Consider the following 16353-nt stretch of genomic DNA (forward strand, 5'->3'; position numbering starts at 1 on the left):
AATATGTTTGTGTACAAGGCTTGGGGAATATTATGAACCTTGTATTATGTGTGTGTAATGGTAAGGGATACCTTATTATATAGTGTATTTCATGAATTGAATTCAGTTGTAAATCGAAATGTATTGATGTTTTGTGCATCTAAAAACTCAATTGTAAGAAAAGGGAGAAAATTAAATGTTATAATAAAAGGAAAAAGAAGGAAGATGTCTAGGGAGAGGGGATACATATGCAAGGAGAGATACAGAAAGAAAAGAGTTCTAGTTATGTAAATACGTTATTATTACCAATTACAAAGTCACGACAGTTTACTTTCTTATGGATTGGTCAGCTGCTTTCGGTACTTGGAAGTTCGGTTACAATGGTGATTCTACCTGTAGTTGTATATACGCTAACAGGATCAACGGTTGTTATGGGAATGACGATGGCTATGTATATGCTTCCGAATATTCTTATTTTACCGTTTTCTGGGTTAATCGTTGATCGCATGAATCGAGTTAAATTAATGTTATTTACTGATATTGTTCGATGCATAGTGATGATAACACTTGCGACACTTATTTTTACAGACACTTTAACAATCAATATTCTATATGTATTAGTAGCAGTATATGGACTAATGGAAGGCCTGTTTCAACCGGCATATTCAGCAGTGCGAGCAAAGGTGTTTGTACCGGAAATTCGCAATGCAGCTAACGCATTAACACAAATGAGTAATCAAGGTGTCCGTTTAATAGGTCCAGCGCTTGGTGGTCTTATTGTTTCGGTTGCATCGGCTGGAATTGGATTTGGTTTAGATGCATTGACTTATTTGTTGTCTTTTATATGTTTATTATTTTTAAAAGATGTAACAGCTAAAAAAGTACAGGAACAGACAAATCAAAAAATGAATTTCAAAAAAGATTTTACAGAAGGCATTGTTGTCTTAAAAAGCCATCCCTGGCTTTGGATTACAATTTTAGCATTTTCATTTATTAATATTTGTTACGCAGGAATTATCGTTGTATTAATCCCTTGGTTATTTAATGTACATCATCACTTTGAACCATTTGTCTATGGTCTTGGAATGGCATGTTCTGGAGGAGGTGCCGTTGTTGCAGCTCTTATTTTTGGCGGGAGACAGAGGTGGCATAGACGAGGCTTACTCGCTTATGGCGGTGTCTTCATTAGTGGGGCGGCACTTTTAATAATGCCTTTTGTTTCATGGGCTCCAGGGTTAATTGGGTTAATGGCATTAGAAGGGTTTGGGATTATGATTTTTGGTCTAATATGGGAAACGAGCTTACAAGAACTCGTGCCAGAAGAGGCATTCGGAAGAGTAGCAAGTCTTGATATGTTAGGGTCTTTTGCATTATTACCGTTAGGGTATTTAGTTGTCGGTTGGTTGGCGAATATAATTGGTGGTACTGTGACGATTACGATTTTAGCCATTGCAGCAATTGTAGTAGTAGTAATCGCACTACTTGTTCCGAGTATTCGTCAATTTGATTAATATATGTTTACAAAAAATAAGTAAGCTCTGCCAAATGGCAGAGCTTACTGTTCATGAAATACGAATGTTTGTGTGAATTCCTTTTCTGCTTTTTCTGGGTGACCGTTATAACTAAATTGATTTTCTTCCCAGCTAATAACAATGTCAAATGAATTGGCGTCTTCATATAATGGGAATTTCATTTGTGTAAAACTAGTTTGACTATATGACACACTCATATCAGACTTGTTGAAAGGCTTGAAAGAGGCTTTGGATTTTGGGTTATTGTCGCGTATCTCAACGGATACATTAGATACGTCTTTACCGATATTTTTTACAAGTAAACTGTATGTATGAAACGTATCTTCTTTTGATTGTACTATTTCAGGATTTTTAGTCTTATCAACTTTAATATACCATTGTGTAGATTTTGATGTAGCAGGGAGTCCTGTGAAAGTAAAAGCGCTTATTTGAAGTGGAACTACGAAATATATGAAGGTAAGTAAGAATAGTATTTTTCTTTTCATGTACAATTCTCCAATTCGCTATAGCGGATAGTTTTGATTTTGTTAGCATTTTCTAATTTTAAAGAAGTTATGCATGTATATTTGATTTAGCAGTTATAGAAAAGTGGATATATCAGTGTCAAAAAAGACTGTGCAGAAAAAATTCTACACAGTCTTTTTTGTATTTAAATTTTTTAAAGAATACGAAATAACTGGTTACATTTTACAAATTTTAAAATATAATATATAATCAATAATCATATTAACATTGTTAATATGATTATTGATTATATTAAACTTATGGGGTGTTTATGATGAAGGGAAGAGACGTTGTTTTAGGGCTATTGATGGAAAAAGAGCTGTCGGGTTATGATATAAAAATTGTATTTGAAGATGTGTTCGCTCATTTTTTTGATGGAAGCTTCGGTATGATCTATCCAACTTTAAGGCAGTTAGAGAAGGAAGGGAAGATTAAAAAAGAGGTAATCATGCAAGAAGGAAGGCCAAATAAAAAAATGTACTTCATAACGGATGAAGGAAGAGAAGAGTTTTATCAATATATGAAGACTGATGTAGAGAAGGATGTTCTACGTTCTGATTTTCTAATGCGTATGTATTTTGGAGACTATAGTGATACAAATACGATGAAAAAGTGGATTGAAGAAGAAATTGAAAGAAAAGAAACGTATATCGCCGATCTTCGCTTGAAGTATGAGAAGTGGAAGGAAGGCATTACTTTTGCAGAAGAGATTTCTCTTGATGTTGGTATTGCATCGTATACTGCGCAAGTCGAGACATTAAAGAAGAAATTAGCCCAGCTTGCACTGAAAGAAGAGACTAATGAAATGAAAGAGTAAAAAGAAGTGTTCAAGGTAAATAAAAGGGGGAGATTGATACGGAGCAATCAAAGGGAATTAAGATTGTATTTTTGATGTGTTTAGGTATTTTTCTTTGTATGATTGATACAACCATTATGAACATTGCTTTACCGGCAATTCAGTCTAGTGTAAATACGTCATTAGAAAAAATGTCTTGGATATTAAATGTGTATACAATGACAATTGCGGTGCTAGCAATCCCGTTAGGACGTATTGCTGATATTTTTGGAAAGGCTAAGATGTACATCATTGGTTTAATCGTTTTTGGTGGTGGATCGGCGCTTTGTGCCTTTGCGAATACAGGAGATTTCCTTATATTTTCTCGCTTTATTCAAAGTATAGGAGCTGCAATTTTATTTCCGACGAGTATGGTAATTGGAGTATCAGCAGTTCCGTTAGCTAAGAGGCATATTGCGCTTAGTATTTTAGGAGTAACACAAGGTTTATCAGCTGCGATTGGCCCTGTAATAGGCGGGATTATTACACAAAATTTAGGATGGAGATGGGTATTCTTTGTCAATATTCCAATTTGTATTATTGGGATTGTTTTATGCTTTATTATGCTACAAATAAAAAATGAAGAACGAGTTGTATCGAAAATTGATTGGATAGGATTAATACTAAGTAGTTCAGCAATTTTCTTTTTCACCCTCGTATTAGTAAAGGGAAATACATGGGGATGGCTGAGTATTTTAGCGTGGATTTGCTATATTACTAGTATTATTTCTTTCCTATTATTTATTGTAGTCGAAAGAAAAGCCGTAGCGCCTATGGTGAATTTACAACTATTTAAAGATCGAACGTTTGTTGGAGCTGCTATTGTTGTCATATTAAGCAATTTGTTTTTAATTGGAGTGACTGTATTACTCCCAACCTTTCTTACAAAAATACAACATCGAACAGAAATGGAAGCAGCTCTTGTAGTTACGCCTATTTCAGCGATGATATTTGTTGTTTCCCCATTTGCTTCTTTGTTGATTAAGAAGCTAGGAAAAGTGTTTATTATTTTATCGGGTTTTATCGTGATGAGCTTAGCTTATTATTGGTTACAAATGATTGGAGTAGATTCAACGAGTAAAGATATCATTGTTCCTTGTATGATATTGGGTGTTGGATATGGTTTAGTCGTAGGTCCCATTACGATTTTAAGTGCTTCTTCATTTGAAGGGGAATTACTAACCGCTTCCCAAAGCATTGTATCGATGTTGAGACAAGTAGGGATTGTATTAGCTGTTGCTATATTTGTATCAACTTTAACTCAGAATCTATCTGTAAATAAAGATAAGGTTTACAGTTATGCTGAAGAAAAAGTTCGTGATATTCATGTGGATCAGGTTGAGCAAGAAAAAATATTGCAAATAACAAAAGAAAAAATCCGAGATAAAAGTTTAGAATCAAATGCTGAAAAGAAACAAAGTGAAGACGATCTCGGCTTGAGCAAGGAACAAAAAGAGAAATTGATTCATGAAAAAGTGAACGAAGCCTTAAACGGAGTTCCAGTGGAATATAGAGAGGTAAAAAGAGAGGGAATTACAAAGCAAGTAACAAAAATAATTGAGGAAAAACAAGAAAAAGTAAGAGGAGAGATTCTCGCATTCTCAAATGATGTTAGTCATTATGCAGAAAGCAAGATGGCAATGAGTTTTACAGATTTATATAAACTGAGTGTACCAATCATTTTGATTTGTGGTTTGGTGAGTTTGGTGTTTTATGAAGGGAAGCCCTGGGTTGGTAAAAGAAGAAAGGTTTTAATGAGTAAAGGCTAGAAAGTAAGTTTAATTAGAGAAAAACATTCCGCAGCTGCATTAGTGGAATGTTTTTCTGTTTTATATCAAGTAACTACTAACTTAAAGCTCTTTCGAAAATATGTTTTGAACCAATTCTGTAAAACTCTTTTCCTCCCTTGGTACGATTGATACGTCTTCATGCCAAATCTCAATAATTTCCCAGTTATTTGTTATATGAAAGCCTATAGCATCGCCGGCAAAGTTATCACCAAATAGTAAAACATTTTTCAGTTCTGGATTGTCATCCGCATCATATATTTCATCTGCTTCGATAAGTCCTCCGTAGAACATAAAATAGGAATTAGAAACAGATCCATAGCCCACTTCCTTTAAGAAGGAAATATAATCTTGGGGTACACCGTTAAGCATGGATTCTTCCTCAATAATAGAATCAGTTAATGTACTAAAATCATAATCAGTAGGTGCATCATGAATCTTTTTAATAATATCTTTGTATACCATTTGTAAACACTCCAAACGTTTTTTGTGTAACCACATATTATAAATTTACCCCGCATTAACGGGCAGTAAGATCCCCACCTCAAGATTCGGAGAGAAACAAGGAAGGTAGGTGGGGGATCAACTGCCCGTAAAAGCCCGATTGGTGAAGGCTAATAATCAGTGGGGGATGAAGAAAACCCCCACTGATTAAAGTTTCACTTTATCTGTTTTGTTAACTTTGATTTTTCTTATAAACCATAAATCTTATGTGACTCGCTTATTTATCTTTTATATTACTAGTTCTAGAGATAAACACAATGGAATAGAGGCTATTATTAGCATAATACAAAATTCCTGTTTAAATTAACTATATTGGATAAAAAAGAAAAATCCATACAATTTCATTTTGAAAATATAGAAAAAAGTTTAGTACCACATTTTATCTCGTAAAAGCTCGATTCGTTCAGCTAACCATCTGCGGGGAAGTGAAGACTCCCACTGATGGAAGTTTCACTTTATATTTGGAAGTAAGTTATACGGTTAGAATTTTAATGGGGTTTATTGGAATAATACTAGGAGGTATATAATGTTTTTTGTTTGAAAAGTGTCTCAATGATTGAGATACCAGTTCGCAATTGGTATGGATGGTGATTACAAATAGAACAACAATTGCATTATCTCATTTCGCATTTCGGATATTTTGGGATTATTATTGCTTTGGTGGGGGGAATTATCGGATTACCGATACCTGATGAAACGCTATTAACGTTTGTAGGATACTATGTATATAAGGGAAAAATGAAATTTCTGCTTGCGTTACTAAGTGCATGGATTGGATCGTCAATTGGTATTTCTATTAGTTATGTGTTAGGAGTGAAACTCGGGATTCCATTCTTGAAAAAATTTGGTCCGAAAATACATATTACAGAAAAGAAAATAAATCGGACGCAGGTTTTATTCCAAAAAATTGGTCCTGCTCTATTGTTTATTGGCTATTTTATTCCCGGAGTTCGACATGTTACTGCCTATTTAGCTGGGATTTCCCGCTATCGATTTTCGGCATTCTGCCTTTATGCGTATTCGGGAGCATTATTATGGAGTTTCACTTTTATTAAGTTAGGGTTAGTGGTCGGAGAAAAATGGCGTCAGGTAGGACATTATGTTCACCATTATGGTTTTGTTCTTGTGATTTTATTATTGATTATTGCATGTTTGGCTGTTTTATACTTTCGATTCAAAAAAGATAGGCGATGAGCGATGGATAATCATAATAAATATTATTTTAAAGCATATGCAAATTAGCGATATGTACTGCCTGCAAATAATGACAAGAATTTATTATATTATTGATTTTGTTGACAAAATGAAAGACCGACTTCTATGCGTGAGTCGGTCTTTTCTCTATTCAAATCATGTAATCTTTCATTGTCTGACGATGCGAATTATGGCCTCATTATAAAATAAATAATCAGCATATAGCTTGTTGAATTATGGTCTTGTCTTCATTACTAATTTTAATCTCTTCATTGTATTCTTTATACAAGCCACAAATCGTTAGTATTACAACAACTGCAATATCAGCCTAATAATATTTATTTTTATTTTTGGGTCCCTCTTTTTGCTGATTTAAGTAAGGAGTAATCCTATAATGAATGTGAATGTTAGTGTGTTTGTTAACATTGAATTTTTTTTATAAAATTTCAGATAAGTTGAACTATCAAAATGAAAAAAGAACCTTACAAAAATGTAATGTTTATGTCACAAAATAAGATAGTACATTGTGAGTAATCTATTTAAAATTGAATAGGATATGATTTGTAGGTGGAAAACAATAAAAAATATAATAAGAATTTATTAGAATCCTATGAAAAATCATTTAATAAGGTAGAGTTTGTTAAAATGTAGAGTGGACTAAAGCATTAAAGGAGATTATGTAATGAATTTTAAAGATTTAGATTATGAATGGTTCAACTTTATAAATAGTAAAGTACAGGAATATCCATTAATAGATAATGTAATGATTGTATTTGCAGAATATGTACAATATGCTTTCGTGTTGCTACTCATCCTGTTATGGATAAAGAATAAACCTAATTTTCGTGTAATGGCTTTTCAATCGATTGTTGCGTTTACTTTAGCTTATTCCATAAATAGATTTATTGAGTTATTTATTTATAGAGACCGTCCCTTTATCTCACATAACATCACACAACTCGTAGATCATGCTGCCAATTCTTCTTTTCCAAGTGATCATGCAACATCAGCTATTGTAATTGCAGCTACACTATTATTATCTGCCTATCGCTTTAAATATACTTGGTTTTTCTTAGCACTCGTTGTAGCGTTTTCGAGAGTATGGGTAGGAGTGCATTATCCATTTGATGTAATTGCAGGAATTGTACATGGAGTATTGATAGCATTATTTACGCAGTATGTTGTATTTAAAATACGTCCTGTTTCTACATTGATTGCAAAGCCTATTTTTCAAGGGGAAAACTAGCTAAAAAGAGTCGAGTCGGTTGGATGAGTGCTAGCTTTCATGCGCATAAGAGAATAGATAAAAGCAGAAACATGGTTACACGATTTTTAGTAAGTGTGTATTGAAGAAGTATTCCTACAAACTGTGGAAGTGTGTTTTATAAGATTAAAAGACTGATAGCCTCCTAATTAAATAGGGGGCTTTTAGGTATGGATTAAAAGTATATAAGAGAAGCTTAGTTTTATAAATAGAAAATATTTGTGCCTAAGAAAAGACTGCCCTAACTCAAGGTGTTTGGACAACTTTTTTTGTTTTTCTCTTTTAGAACTAAGAGAACAGATGAAAATGTTATTGAATAGGAAACATTAAACATAGTACATTTAAAAAAGGAAAATCTTTCATAAAGAAGGTGAGAAAATGCTCGATAAAGCTGATGGTTCAATAAGGAATCATATGTATACAGCAGAAGAACAACAAAAGTTATATAAACGAACGTTAGTAATCGTAAGTATTTCACAAATGTTTGGTGGCGCAGGGTTAGCTGCTGGTATTACTGTAGGTGCACTTCTTGCACAGCAAATGCTTGGAACAGATGTATTCGCAGGATTGCCAGCAGCCATGTTTACAATGGGATCTGCAGGAGCAGCTTTAATAGTAGGAAGGCTGTCTCAACGTTATGGGCGCCGGATTGGGCTTGCAACAGGGTTTATGGTAGGTGGGCTTGGTGCTATTGGTGTCGTAATCGCAGCTTTAACAAATAGTATTATTCTCTTACTTGCTTCCTTACTCATATATGGTGCAGGCACAGCCACAAATTTACAAGCTCGTTATGCTGGTACAGATTTAGCAAATAAGAAGCAAAGGGCAACTGCGATTAGTATTACAATGGTTATGACGACTTTTGGTGCGGTAGCAGGACCCAATTTGGTGGGTGTAATGGGGAATTTCGCTCTCTCTATTGGTATTCCTAAACTTGCTGGTCCATTCATATTATCAGCAGCTGCGTTTTTGTTAGCAGGTCTCGTACTGTTCGTTATGCTTCGTCCAGATCCATTAATGATAGCGAACATGATAGAAACATATAAACAGGAACAGACAAATAAAGGGCATGTGATAACTAAGAAATCAATAGAAAATACAAGAGGCGTTACAGTCGGGGCAATTGTTATGATACTTACTCAAATTGTTATGGTTGCGATTATGACTATGACTCCAGTACATATGGAACGCCATGGGCATGGATTAAATGAAGTGGGCCTTGTTATTGGATTTCATGTAGGAGCAATGTACCTTCCATCACTCGTTACAGGAATTCTTGTTGATAAGATTGGTAGAATGGCAATGAGTATTGCTTCCGGAGTTATACTACTTAGTGCGGGAGTGGTAGCTGCCATTGCACCGAGCGATTCTTTAATTCTCCTGATCATTGCTCTTTCTTTACTTGGTTTAGGATGGAACCTTGGATTAATAAGTGGGACTGCTCAAATTGTTGATGCAGCAGAACCTTTAACGCGTGCAAAGACACAAGGGAAAGTAGATGTTTTTATTGCGCTGGCAGGAGCTTCTGGGGGAGCAATGTCAGGCATGGTGGTAGCTAATGCAAGCTATACGGCATTATCATTAGCTGGAGGGGCTTTAGCCTTGTTGCTCGTTCCTGTTGTGATTTGGTCTCGAAAAGGTGAAGAGCATGACATAAAATAGAAGTCCTGAAAGTTTTGCAGATTGATTTGTACTGACAGAGAAAAAGAGATGGATAGATAGTTGCTAGAAGAAATCAAAGAAGTTACTGCATAAAATGAATCTCATAAAATTGTAAGAGGTATATCTTCTTTTAATAGCTTAGTAGAGGCTGAAGCCCTCCGCTGATAAAAGGTGTATTTTAGTAGAAGGCTTGTCTGCAATCATATTAGTAATGTGATGTGTAGTGTTTGCAAATGAATACGATTCGATAAAGTTCAATTCGGTATATTTTACTGAGTAAATATATAGTATAGAAAACTTTTACTGATGTAATTAAATTAATGCTGTTTTTGGAAAATAGGTTAGTCCATAAAGTGTTTTTGCATATATTGGAGTGAGGTGATGTTACATGACAAGGAAAGCATCCCCACTTAAACTTGGAAATGAAACATACGGAACACTCAAGGTAGAGGAAGCGTTTTTACAAGCTTTAGAATCATATTTTATAAAGCGAAAAGATACAAAGTCTCTTGTTTAATGAAGTAAACACTTAAAATGGGGCGTATATCAGAAAAAACTGGCTACCTGTTCTCTGTATTCTATAGGGAACAGGTAGTCAGTTTTTTCGTAAATTTTATAATTATTTTAGTGTCTTTTTTACAAACAAAATAAAAATTAACAAACTAATAAGTCCCGATACAGCACAAACAATAAATATCATTTGATATCCCATGAGCTGTGAAACAAATCCTAGAAGAATAGCTCCTAAACCAATCCCTAAATCAAAAGCAGTAAAAAATGTAGCGTTTGCCACTCCTCTTTTCTCTGGTGGAGCTAATCGTATAGTTGCTACTTGAAGAGCAGGTTGTGCCGATCCAAATCCAATTCCGTACAAAATAGCTGTAATAACTAGTCCGATAAGCCCATTTGTCATTGTTAGGACTAATAGTGCGACTATCAGTATAAAAAGCGCAGGAACAATAATGACTCCTTCTCCATGTTTATCGGATATCTTTCCCGCAAGTGGTCTAATTACTATAAGTGTAACAGCATAAACTAAGAAGAAAGTACCAACATTAACTTGAATTTTCGCCGCAAACAGTGGTAAAAATGTTGTAATGCCACCAAAAGTAAAGGATAGGAAAAATGTAACAATAGCGATTGGTAAAACGGTTTTTTCAAAAAATGATATTGGTTTTTTTGATGTATGTTGAACTACTGGGACTTTTGTGCCAAGTGCAAGTATGAATGCAATAATTGCTAATGCTGTACATAGAAGAAATAGATAATGAAATGAAAATGATTTTGCTACCCAAAGACCTAATATTGGTCCTAAAGCCATGCCTAAAGTCATTGCAAGTCCATACCATCCCATTCCTTCTCCGCGACGAGATTGTGGAATAACATCAGTCACAGCCGTTCCTATCGAGGTTGTAGCAATTGCCCAACCGATTCCATGTAAGATACGTAATACAACTAAAAATACAATTCCTGTTACCCAATCATAAAAATACATTGTCATTGCAAAAAATAGTAGTCCACTTATTATAAATACCCGCCTGCCATATCGATCCATTAATCCTCCAACAATAGGACGAAAAATGACTGCTGATATTGTAAACACTCCAATAATAAATCCAACTTGAGATTCACTTCCACCTAATTGTTTAATAAACATAGGCAATGTTGGCATTAGTAAATAAAAACCACTAAATAGTAATAATGCTGTAATTGTCAGCATTATATAGCTTTTTGTCCATAAACGTTCCATTGTAATGTAATCCTGCTTTCTATCGTTTAATAAGTTGAGAATGGAAAGCTCGCATCAATTGGGTTTTTACTGCCCAAAAGTAACGAGATAAGCAAATAAAAAAGCAGTACCACCGCTATAGAAGTGTTGGTACTGCCATATTGAGTGCCAAGTGTTTTGTTAATTAAAACGTACTTGCTACTTTAACAGCCTTTTCAAGCCCTGCAGCAATAATTTCTTCTGTTTTATCAGGGAATTGGTTGTGGCCTTCAATCACGACTTTCTCCATATCTTTTACACCGAAGAAGCTCATCATACTTGCTACATATTTAACAGCCATTTCCATTTCAGCTTTTGGACCTTTAGAATATACACCGCCGCTTGCGTTTAATAATGCAATTTTCTTATTTCCAATAAGACCTACTGGACCTTCTGGCGTATATTTAAATGTTTTGCCCGCGCGGTTTAAGTAATCAATATATGTGTGTAGTACAGCCGGAATTGTTAAATTCCATAACGGGAAACCAAATACAACTTTATCAGCTGCAAGGAATTGATCTAAATATTTATCAGCAACAGATACAGCCTTTGCTTCTTCTGCTGTTAAATCAAATCCTCTACTAGCCTTAAATGTACCGTTAATCATATCTACACCTACATATGGTAATTCTTCCTTGTATAAATCAAGCTCTACCACTGTATCATTTGGATGTGATTCTTTGTAGCTTGCTAAAAAAGCCTCATATAATTTCACACTAACTGCTTGGTTTGCTGGACGATTGTTTGCTTTTACAAATAAAACTGTTGTCATTCTCTATTCCTCCTGTTACTCACTCTCTTATGTTGTTATATATTTATTTAATAAAAAGGGTATTATATTGTTCTTTATAATATCTTTTTAAAACTATACTCCATGTCTCCACCTAGAGCTTCAGCTGTATCACCAGTTTCTCTGAAGTCATGTGTATGAATTTTCTCAAACTGACCAAAATTTACTTGCTTATAAAATTCATAACAAGGAAATCCATCATGTGCACCTTCAATATCGACAGTACCATCTTTTTGGACATGTACAGTTAATAGATAGTCAACAGGAGGTGCATATACATTTAATGGATTGCTAGCACTTGCACTCATTTTAAATTTGACGTCATTTGACCCCCATACAACATCAGTGCACAAAATATTTTCCGTACTAGCTTTTCCTGTTCTCTTATTAACGGAACCATCAGGAGTTGTGATTCTTTCTGTTGTTATGCCGGTATTCGCATATGTGAAAATTTCTTTTTTATAAAAATCTATAACTATTTCTTGTTCAATTCTGGAACGCATAGCGTTTACAGCATATGGTGTAAATTCACGTGAGTCACCTTCGAATTGAATCACGTTTCCTGTTTGAGTATCCTTCTTAGGTTCAGTCCAAGACATTGGAATAAATACACTTGCTCTAACTTTAACGATATTAGTCATGAGACACACCTCTGCAATTCTTAATTTTATTTTGGATAATAATAATATTGACCCATTGAGCAAAACAGATCGCAATTTCTTTCGTATAAATATTTTTGCTGCTTGTAAACTTCTATTCAGTATTTATATCTAGATTGTCGTTTTAAAACTGTATTCCATTTCCCCAGCTAGCGCTGCTGGAGTGTCACCAGTTTTTCTGAAATCATGTGTATATATTAATTCAAATGGATCAAAATCTGTTTGTTTATAAAATTCATAGCAGGGGAACCCATCATGTGCACCCTCAATATGTGCAACCCCACTTTTGTTAACGTGTATAGTTAATACATAGTCAGCTGCAGGTGCTGCTGTATTTAAAGGATTGCTGGCACTTGCACTCATTTTAAAAGAAACTTCATCAGTACCCCACACAACATTAGTGCATACAATATTTTCTGTGCTTGTTTTCCCTTTTTTATACTCGATAGAACCATCTGGATTTGTAATTTTCACAGTTACGATACAAGCATTTGCATGTGAAAAAATTTCTTTTTTATAAAAATCAATAATCACTTCTTGCTCTAATCTCGACCGCATTGTGTTTACAGCATAAGGTGTAAATTCACGTGCATCACCAGTATATTCAAAAAGTTTTCCTGTTGTAGGATCTTTAATAGGTTCCAACCAAGCATACGGGGCAAAGACACTTCCTCTAATTTTCACGATGTTAGCCATGAGAAACCTCCATAATTTATTAATTTTTGTTTCGTTGAATCCCTTATATCTCTTATAACTAAATATAGTCAATTTGATTGACTATATTCCATATAGTACAATAGAAATTAGATGTAGTCAACCTGATTGACTTTGTTTAAGGAGGTTTTATGTATGAGTCATCAAGTATTTAGTGAATTGGATCTTACGTCACTTTTGTCATTATCCTTTAGCGCATCAATCAATGAACTACATGACAAATTGAGTGAATTGGGATTTGGAGACATTAGACCTGTACATGGTTTTATGTTTAAATGCATCACTCCTAATGGAGCGACAGGTATAGAACTAGCCGAATATTTAGGAATTACAAAGCAAGCTGTGAGTAAAATGGTGGATTATCTTGAGAAAAGTGGTTATGTAATGCGCAAAGCGCATCCAACTGATAAGAGAGGGAAAATTATTGTTTTGACAGAAAAAGGTTGGCTAGTAGTGCAAGCAAAAGAGAAGATACTAACTGAAATTGAACAACGTTGGATTGAAAACATAGGCGCTGAACGAATGCAAATGCTCAAAGAGGATTTAACAAAATTAGTTTATGAAGCAAATGAAGGTAAATCATCATCGAGGTTAAGACCTGTTTGGTAAACGTAGAGTTTACAAAGATGACCAACTAAACACCCATTAACTTAGGAAACAGATAATCCCCTAAATGATAAAAGTAGGTGCTTTTCTATCGAATGTGCACAAAATTTTTGTTTCAGGAATCATTGGATGGAATGGAAGAAGTGAAATAAGGAAGACTGCCCATTTTGATTATTGGGTAGCTTCTTTGTATTTTAGTGAAGAGTATATATTAGAGAATTTATGATTAGTCTTTATAGATCCAAACAAATTTTGGGTCTATATAAATATTTCAATCTTTCCACTGCCAAGGAGGCGGAGGGGTATCTTGATACTATAGATGAATTATTTAATAACAAAAAGGCATGTCCGTAATCATGTGGACAATATGATGCAAAAACTAAGGGGCAAAGGAGTTCACAAGCAGTTACCATATTTCTTCGTATAGCGGAGTTTGAATTATAATGACTAGGCCAACTTTATAGAAAAAGTTAGCCGTTTTTTCTATTCTCTTTCGCTTTATACCAATTACAGCAATGTATAGGAACAGAGGAGAGGGATATGTTGTAAATGCATGGTTGATTTAACAACATTGCAAAATCAGCCATGTATTTTGAAAGTTTCTTCGCAATAAATCTTCTTTTTTGATCCAGAAATACAATAAGCCAGTGTCTCCCCAGTACATTCCAGACTCATCGTTAGTATCAAGTTGTAACAGTAACATCCAATCTTGAGGACTGCCAGGCAAATGTTTTATCTCTTTATCTGAAGGATACCCATTTCCTAAAGAGATTCCGTTTGTAACAAGATGACACTCTTCCGCCATTTCTTCTGATTGAATAGCTTGTGCGGAGCCGAGTAAATGATGCAGTCCATCGAGATATAAATCTTCTATTTCTTTATAAAGATCCCATTCATCATCATTTGATAAACCTGTTTTTTCGATTTTTTCTTTTGCTAATGTCCATGTTTCTTGAAAGGAAATGATGGAAGGAGGGAACACTTCTGTTTGAAGTTCTCGTCGCTTTAGGTTTTCTATATTTTTCGTGTACAGAACGCAGTGTCCTCCCATATCCCTCGGGTCAAATCCCCACGGTTGTTCTTCTGCGTCATAAAAGAAATACAGCATGCCCTTCGTAGGCAGTGGGTTTCCTTTGTGATAAGGTTGTACTTCTTCTAAATTCAGTTGTCCAATAAAGTGTAGCGGTATGTCGTTGTATGTTGGAATCTTTAATTCATCAGGTAAATCTGGAAAACCCCCTAATTTGGACGTTCCTATTGCTATTTGCTCATCAGATCCTTTACGTAGACGAATTTGAATTGTTGGCTCAAGAGAATTTAAAATATGTTTTTCTAGATGCATGGCACTATATTTTCCGAGCACATTTTGTAGTGTTTGTTTCATAATGTATCACCCCATTCTTATTGTACAACAACTTGTTTGTATTTTCTGGAAATAATCAAAAATATTGAAAATTATGTTAAAATAGCGTTAGTGTAGGAAAAGGGGGATTATTTTATGACAAAAGATCGTCTTGCTCAGGTAGATTTAACGAAAAGAATGGAATCAAAATCAAAGTATAATAAGAAGCTTGAAAAGTATCAAAGGCGCTTATTAGCGTTGCAGCAAATTTTACAAAAAGAAAAAATAGCCGTTATTATGGCGATGGAAGGTTGGGATGCGGCTGGAAAAGGAGGGGCAATTAAACGAATTACTGAGCATCTGGATCCGCGTGGATTTCAAGTAAATCCAATTGGTGCGCCTGCTTCTCATGAAAAACGTTACCATTATTTGCAACGCTTCTGGCGGAAAATTCCTCAGTATGGTCAAATCACAATTTTTGATCGCTCTTGGTATGGTCGTGTATTGGTAGAGCGTGTAGAGGGATTTGCTACAAAGGAAGAATGGACGAGAGCATATGATGAAATCAATGATTTTGAAAAACGATTAACAGATGATCATTACATAGTAGCAAAATTCTTCTATCATATTAGTAAAGATGAGCAGCTGGCACGATTTAAAGATCGTGAGAAAAATCCTTTGAAGAGATGGAAAATTACAGATGAAGATTGGCGCAATCGTGAAAAGTGGGATGAATATGTCGAGGCAATCGAAGAAATGTTTGAGAAAACAGATAAACCGAATGCAAGATGGAATATTATCGCCAGTAACGATAAATTATATGCACGTGTGAAAACATTGAAAGTAATCATTTCATTAATTGAAGATTATTTTGTGGAGCATGGAATCGAATTGCCATCATACTATCATGAAATGAAAGAGAACATGCAAGAGGAAAGCGAACGTGTGTAAGATATAATGTATTAAATTTCCAAGGGATTGAACGTTATTCATCATAAGAAGTGTATGCAAAAAATGAAGAATATTATCGAAAATTAATGAATTTGTTTATGCCCATAATTGAAGTTTATTCTTGTGAAACCAGTATAATTATGCTAAGCTTTATGTAACTTTTAATGAACGGAGGGGTCTCCTTTGATTTTAATCAGATTACGTCTCAATACTTTGTGCCGATAATTGAATAGCGCTCAAAGGCTCTGTCTGTGTGCAGAGT

At 34.6% G+C, this 16353-nt stretch carries 16 protein-coding genes; 9 read left to right on the forward strand and 7 right to left on the reverse strand.

The window, feature by feature from the left end:
- The first annotated feature begins 227 nt into the window (after positions 1-227).
- Complete coding sequence (locus tag ACM6HU_RS04600; protein ID WP_016114345.1) at positions 228-1490, forward strand: MFS transporter; 1263 nt, start codon at positions 228-230, stop codon at positions 1488-1490.
- 44 nt (positions 1491-1534) lie between these two features.
- Here the strand turns inward: ACM6HU_RS04600 and ACM6HU_RS04605 are convergent, their stop codons facing one another.
- Positions 1535-1996 carry a hypothetical protein gene (locus ACM6HU_RS04605; protein WP_016114346.1) on the reverse strand — a complete coding sequence of 154 codons (462 nt, stop codon included), beginning with the start codon at positions 1994-1996 and terminating at the stop codon, positions 1535-1537.
- Between the two features lie 293 nt (positions 1997-2289).
- Between ACM6HU_RS04605 and ACM6HU_RS04610 the strand changes: the two genes are divergently transcribed.
- The gene (locus tag ACM6HU_RS04610) at positions 2290-2832 is read left to right on the forward strand and encodes a PadR family transcriptional regulator (RefSeq protein WP_077295100.1); all 543 of its coding nucleotides are present in this window, start codon (positions 2290-2292) and stop codon (positions 2830-2832) included.
- A 74-nt stretch (positions 2833-2906) separates the two neighbouring features.
- Complete coding sequence (locus tag ACM6HU_RS04615; protein WP_044880802.1) at positions 2907-4619, forward strand: MFS transporter; 1713 nt, start codon at positions 2907-2909, stop codon at positions 4617-4619.
- 81 nt (positions 4620-4700) lie between these two features.
- Here ACM6HU_RS04615 and ACM6HU_RS04620 read toward each other — a convergent pair whose 3' ends face one another.
- The gene (locus ACM6HU_RS04620) at positions 4701-5102 is read right to left on the reverse strand and encodes an SMI1/KNR4 family protein (protein ID WP_016114349.1); all 402 of its coding nucleotides are present in this window, start codon (positions 5100-5102) and stop codon (positions 4701-4703) included.
- A gap of 636 nt (positions 5103-5738) precedes the next feature.
- Between ACM6HU_RS04620 and ACM6HU_RS04625 the strand changes: the two genes are divergently transcribed.
- From ACM6HU_RS04625 to ACM6HU_RS04640, 4 genes are all read left to right on the forward strand, one after another.
- Positions 5739-6335, forward strand: a complete 597-nt coding sequence (locus ACM6HU_RS04625) for a DedA family protein (RefSeq protein ID WP_033671108.1) — start codon at positions 5739-5741, stop codon at positions 6333-6335.
- Positions 6336-7017: 682 nt separating this feature from the next.
- Positions 7018-7581: an undecaprenyl-diphosphatase gene (locus ACM6HU_RS04630; protein WP_016114351.1), complete on the forward strand. Its 564-nt coding sequence runs from the start codon at positions 7018-7020 to the stop codon at positions 7579-7581.
- A gap of 396 nt (positions 7582-7977) precedes the next feature.
- A complete protein-coding gene (locus ACM6HU_RS04635) occupies positions 7978-9261 on the forward strand; it encodes an MFS transporter (RefSeq protein ID WP_414848015.1) in 1284 nt (427 codons plus the stop codon).
- Positions 9262-9649: 388 nt separating this feature from the next.
- Positions 9650-9778 (forward strand): hypothetical protein, encoded by a 129-nt coding sequence (locus ACM6HU_RS04640; protein ID WP_016114353.1) that lies wholly within the window; start codon positions 9650-9652, stop codon positions 9776-9778.
- Positions 9779-9880: 102 nt separating this feature from the next.
- Here the strand turns inward: ACM6HU_RS04640 and ACM6HU_RS04645 are convergent, their stop codons facing one another.
- The 4 genes from ACM6HU_RS04645 to ACM6HU_RS04660 form a co-directional block, all read right to left on the reverse strand.
- On the reverse strand, positions 9881-11011 hold the full coding sequence (locus ACM6HU_RS04645; protein WP_077295104.1) for an MFS transporter: 1131 nt from the start codon (positions 11009-11011) through the stop codon (positions 9881-9883).
- Between the two features lie 163 nt (positions 11012-11174).
- Positions 11175-11801, reverse strand: coding sequence for an FMN-dependent NADH-azoreductase (locus ACM6HU_RS04650; protein WP_016114355.1), 627 nt, complete (start codon positions 11799-11801; stop codon positions 11175-11177).
- A 74-nt stretch (positions 11802-11875) separates the two neighbouring features.
- Positions 11876-12460: a DUF3238 domain-containing protein gene (locus ACM6HU_RS04655; protein ID WP_016114356.1), complete on the reverse strand. Its 585-nt coding sequence runs from the start codon at positions 12458-12460 to the stop codon at positions 11876-11878.
- A gap of 129 nt (positions 12461-12589) precedes the next feature.
- Positions 12590-13174: a DUF3238 domain-containing protein gene (locus ACM6HU_RS04660; RefSeq protein ID WP_016114357.1), complete on the reverse strand. Its 585-nt coding sequence runs from the start codon at positions 13172-13174 to the stop codon at positions 12590-12592.
- Between the two features lie 153 nt (positions 13175-13327).
- On the opposite strand from ACM6HU_RS04660, the gene ACM6HU_RS04665 reads away from it, so the two are divergent.
- Positions 13328-13801 carry a MarR family winged helix-turn-helix transcriptional regulator gene (locus ACM6HU_RS04665; protein WP_016114358.1) on the forward strand — a complete coding sequence of 158 codons (474 nt, stop codon included), beginning with the start codon at positions 13328-13330 and terminating at the stop codon, positions 13799-13801.
- Between the two features lie 559 nt (positions 13802-14360).
- Here ACM6HU_RS04665 and ACM6HU_RS04670 read toward each other — a convergent pair.
- Positions 14361-15182, reverse strand: a complete 822-nt coding sequence (locus ACM6HU_RS04670) for a YwqG family protein (protein WP_016114359.1) — start codon at positions 15180-15182, stop codon at positions 14361-14363.
- A 114-nt stretch (positions 15183-15296) separates the two neighbouring features.
- Between ACM6HU_RS04670 and ACM6HU_RS04675 the strand changes: the two genes are divergently transcribed.
- A complete protein-coding gene (locus ACM6HU_RS04675; RefSeq protein ID WP_077295106.1) occupies positions 15297-16091 on the forward strand; it encodes a polyphosphate kinase 2 family protein in 795 nt (264 codons plus the stop codon).
- The last annotated feature ends 262 nt before the right edge of the window (positions 16092-16353 follow it).

It is taken from the genome of Bacillus sp. IT-79MI2 (genome assembly GCF_949768135.1).
Taxonomy (GTDB): domain Bacteria; phylum Bacillota; class Bacilli; order Bacillales; family Bacillaceae_G; genus Bacillus_A; species Bacillus_A pseudomycoides.

Coding starts and splice junctions, on each gene's coding strand:
- ACM6HU_RS04600 (WP_016114345.1), top strand. CDS start 228: ATGCAAGGAGAGATACAGAAAGAAAAGAGTTCTAGTTATGTAAATACG.
- ACM6HU_RS04605 (WP_016114346.1), bottom strand. CDS start 1,996: ATGAAAAGAAAAATACTATTCTTACTTACCTTCATATATTTCGTAGTT.
- ACM6HU_RS04610 (WP_077295100.1), top strand. CDS start 2,290: ATGAAGGGAAGAGACGTTGTTTTAGGGCTATTGATGGAAAAAGAGCTG.
- ACM6HU_RS04615 (WP_044880802.1), top strand. CDS start 2,907: ATGTGTTTAGGTATTTTTCTTTGTATGATTGATACAACCATTATGAAC.
- ACM6HU_RS04620 (WP_016114349.1), bottom strand. CDS start 5,102: ATGGTATACAAAGATATTATTAAAAAGATTCATGATGCACCTACTGAT.
- ACM6HU_RS04630 (WP_016114351.1), top strand. CDS start 7,018: ATGAATTTTAAAGATTTAGATTATGAATGGTTCAACTTTATAAATAGT.
- ACM6HU_RS04635 (WP_414848015.1), top strand. CDS start 7,978: ATGCTCGATAAAGCTGATGGTTCAATAAGGAATCATATGTATACAGCA.
- ACM6HU_RS04640 (WP_016114353.1), top strand. CDS start 9,650: ATGACAAGGAAAGCATCCCCACTTAAACTTGGAAATGAAACATACGGA.
- ACM6HU_RS04645 (WP_077295104.1), bottom strand. CDS start 11,011: ATGGAACGTTTATGGACAAAAAGCTATATAATGCTGACAATTACAGCA.
- ACM6HU_RS04650 (WP_016114355.1), bottom strand. CDS start 11,801: ATGACAACAGTTTTATTTGTAAAAGCAAACAATCGTCCAGCAAACCAA.
- ACM6HU_RS04655 (WP_016114356.1), bottom strand. CDS start 12,460: ATGACTAATATCGTTAAAGTTAGAGCAAGTGTATTTATTCCAATGTCT.
- ACM6HU_RS04660 (WP_016114357.1), bottom strand. CDS start 13,174: ATGGCTAACATCGTGAAAATTAGAGGAAGTGTCTTTGCCCCGTATGCT.
- ACM6HU_RS04665 (WP_016114358.1), top strand. CDS start 13,328: ATGAGTCATCAAGTATTTAGTGAATTGGATCTTACGTCACTTTTGTCA.
- ACM6HU_RS04670 (WP_016114359.1), bottom strand. CDS start 15,182: ATGAAACAAACACTACAAAATGTGCTCGGAAAATATAGTGCCATGCAT.
- ACM6HU_RS04675 (WP_077295106.1), top strand. CDS start 15,297: ATGACAAAAGATCGTCTTGCTCAGGTAGATTTAACGAAAAGAATGGAA.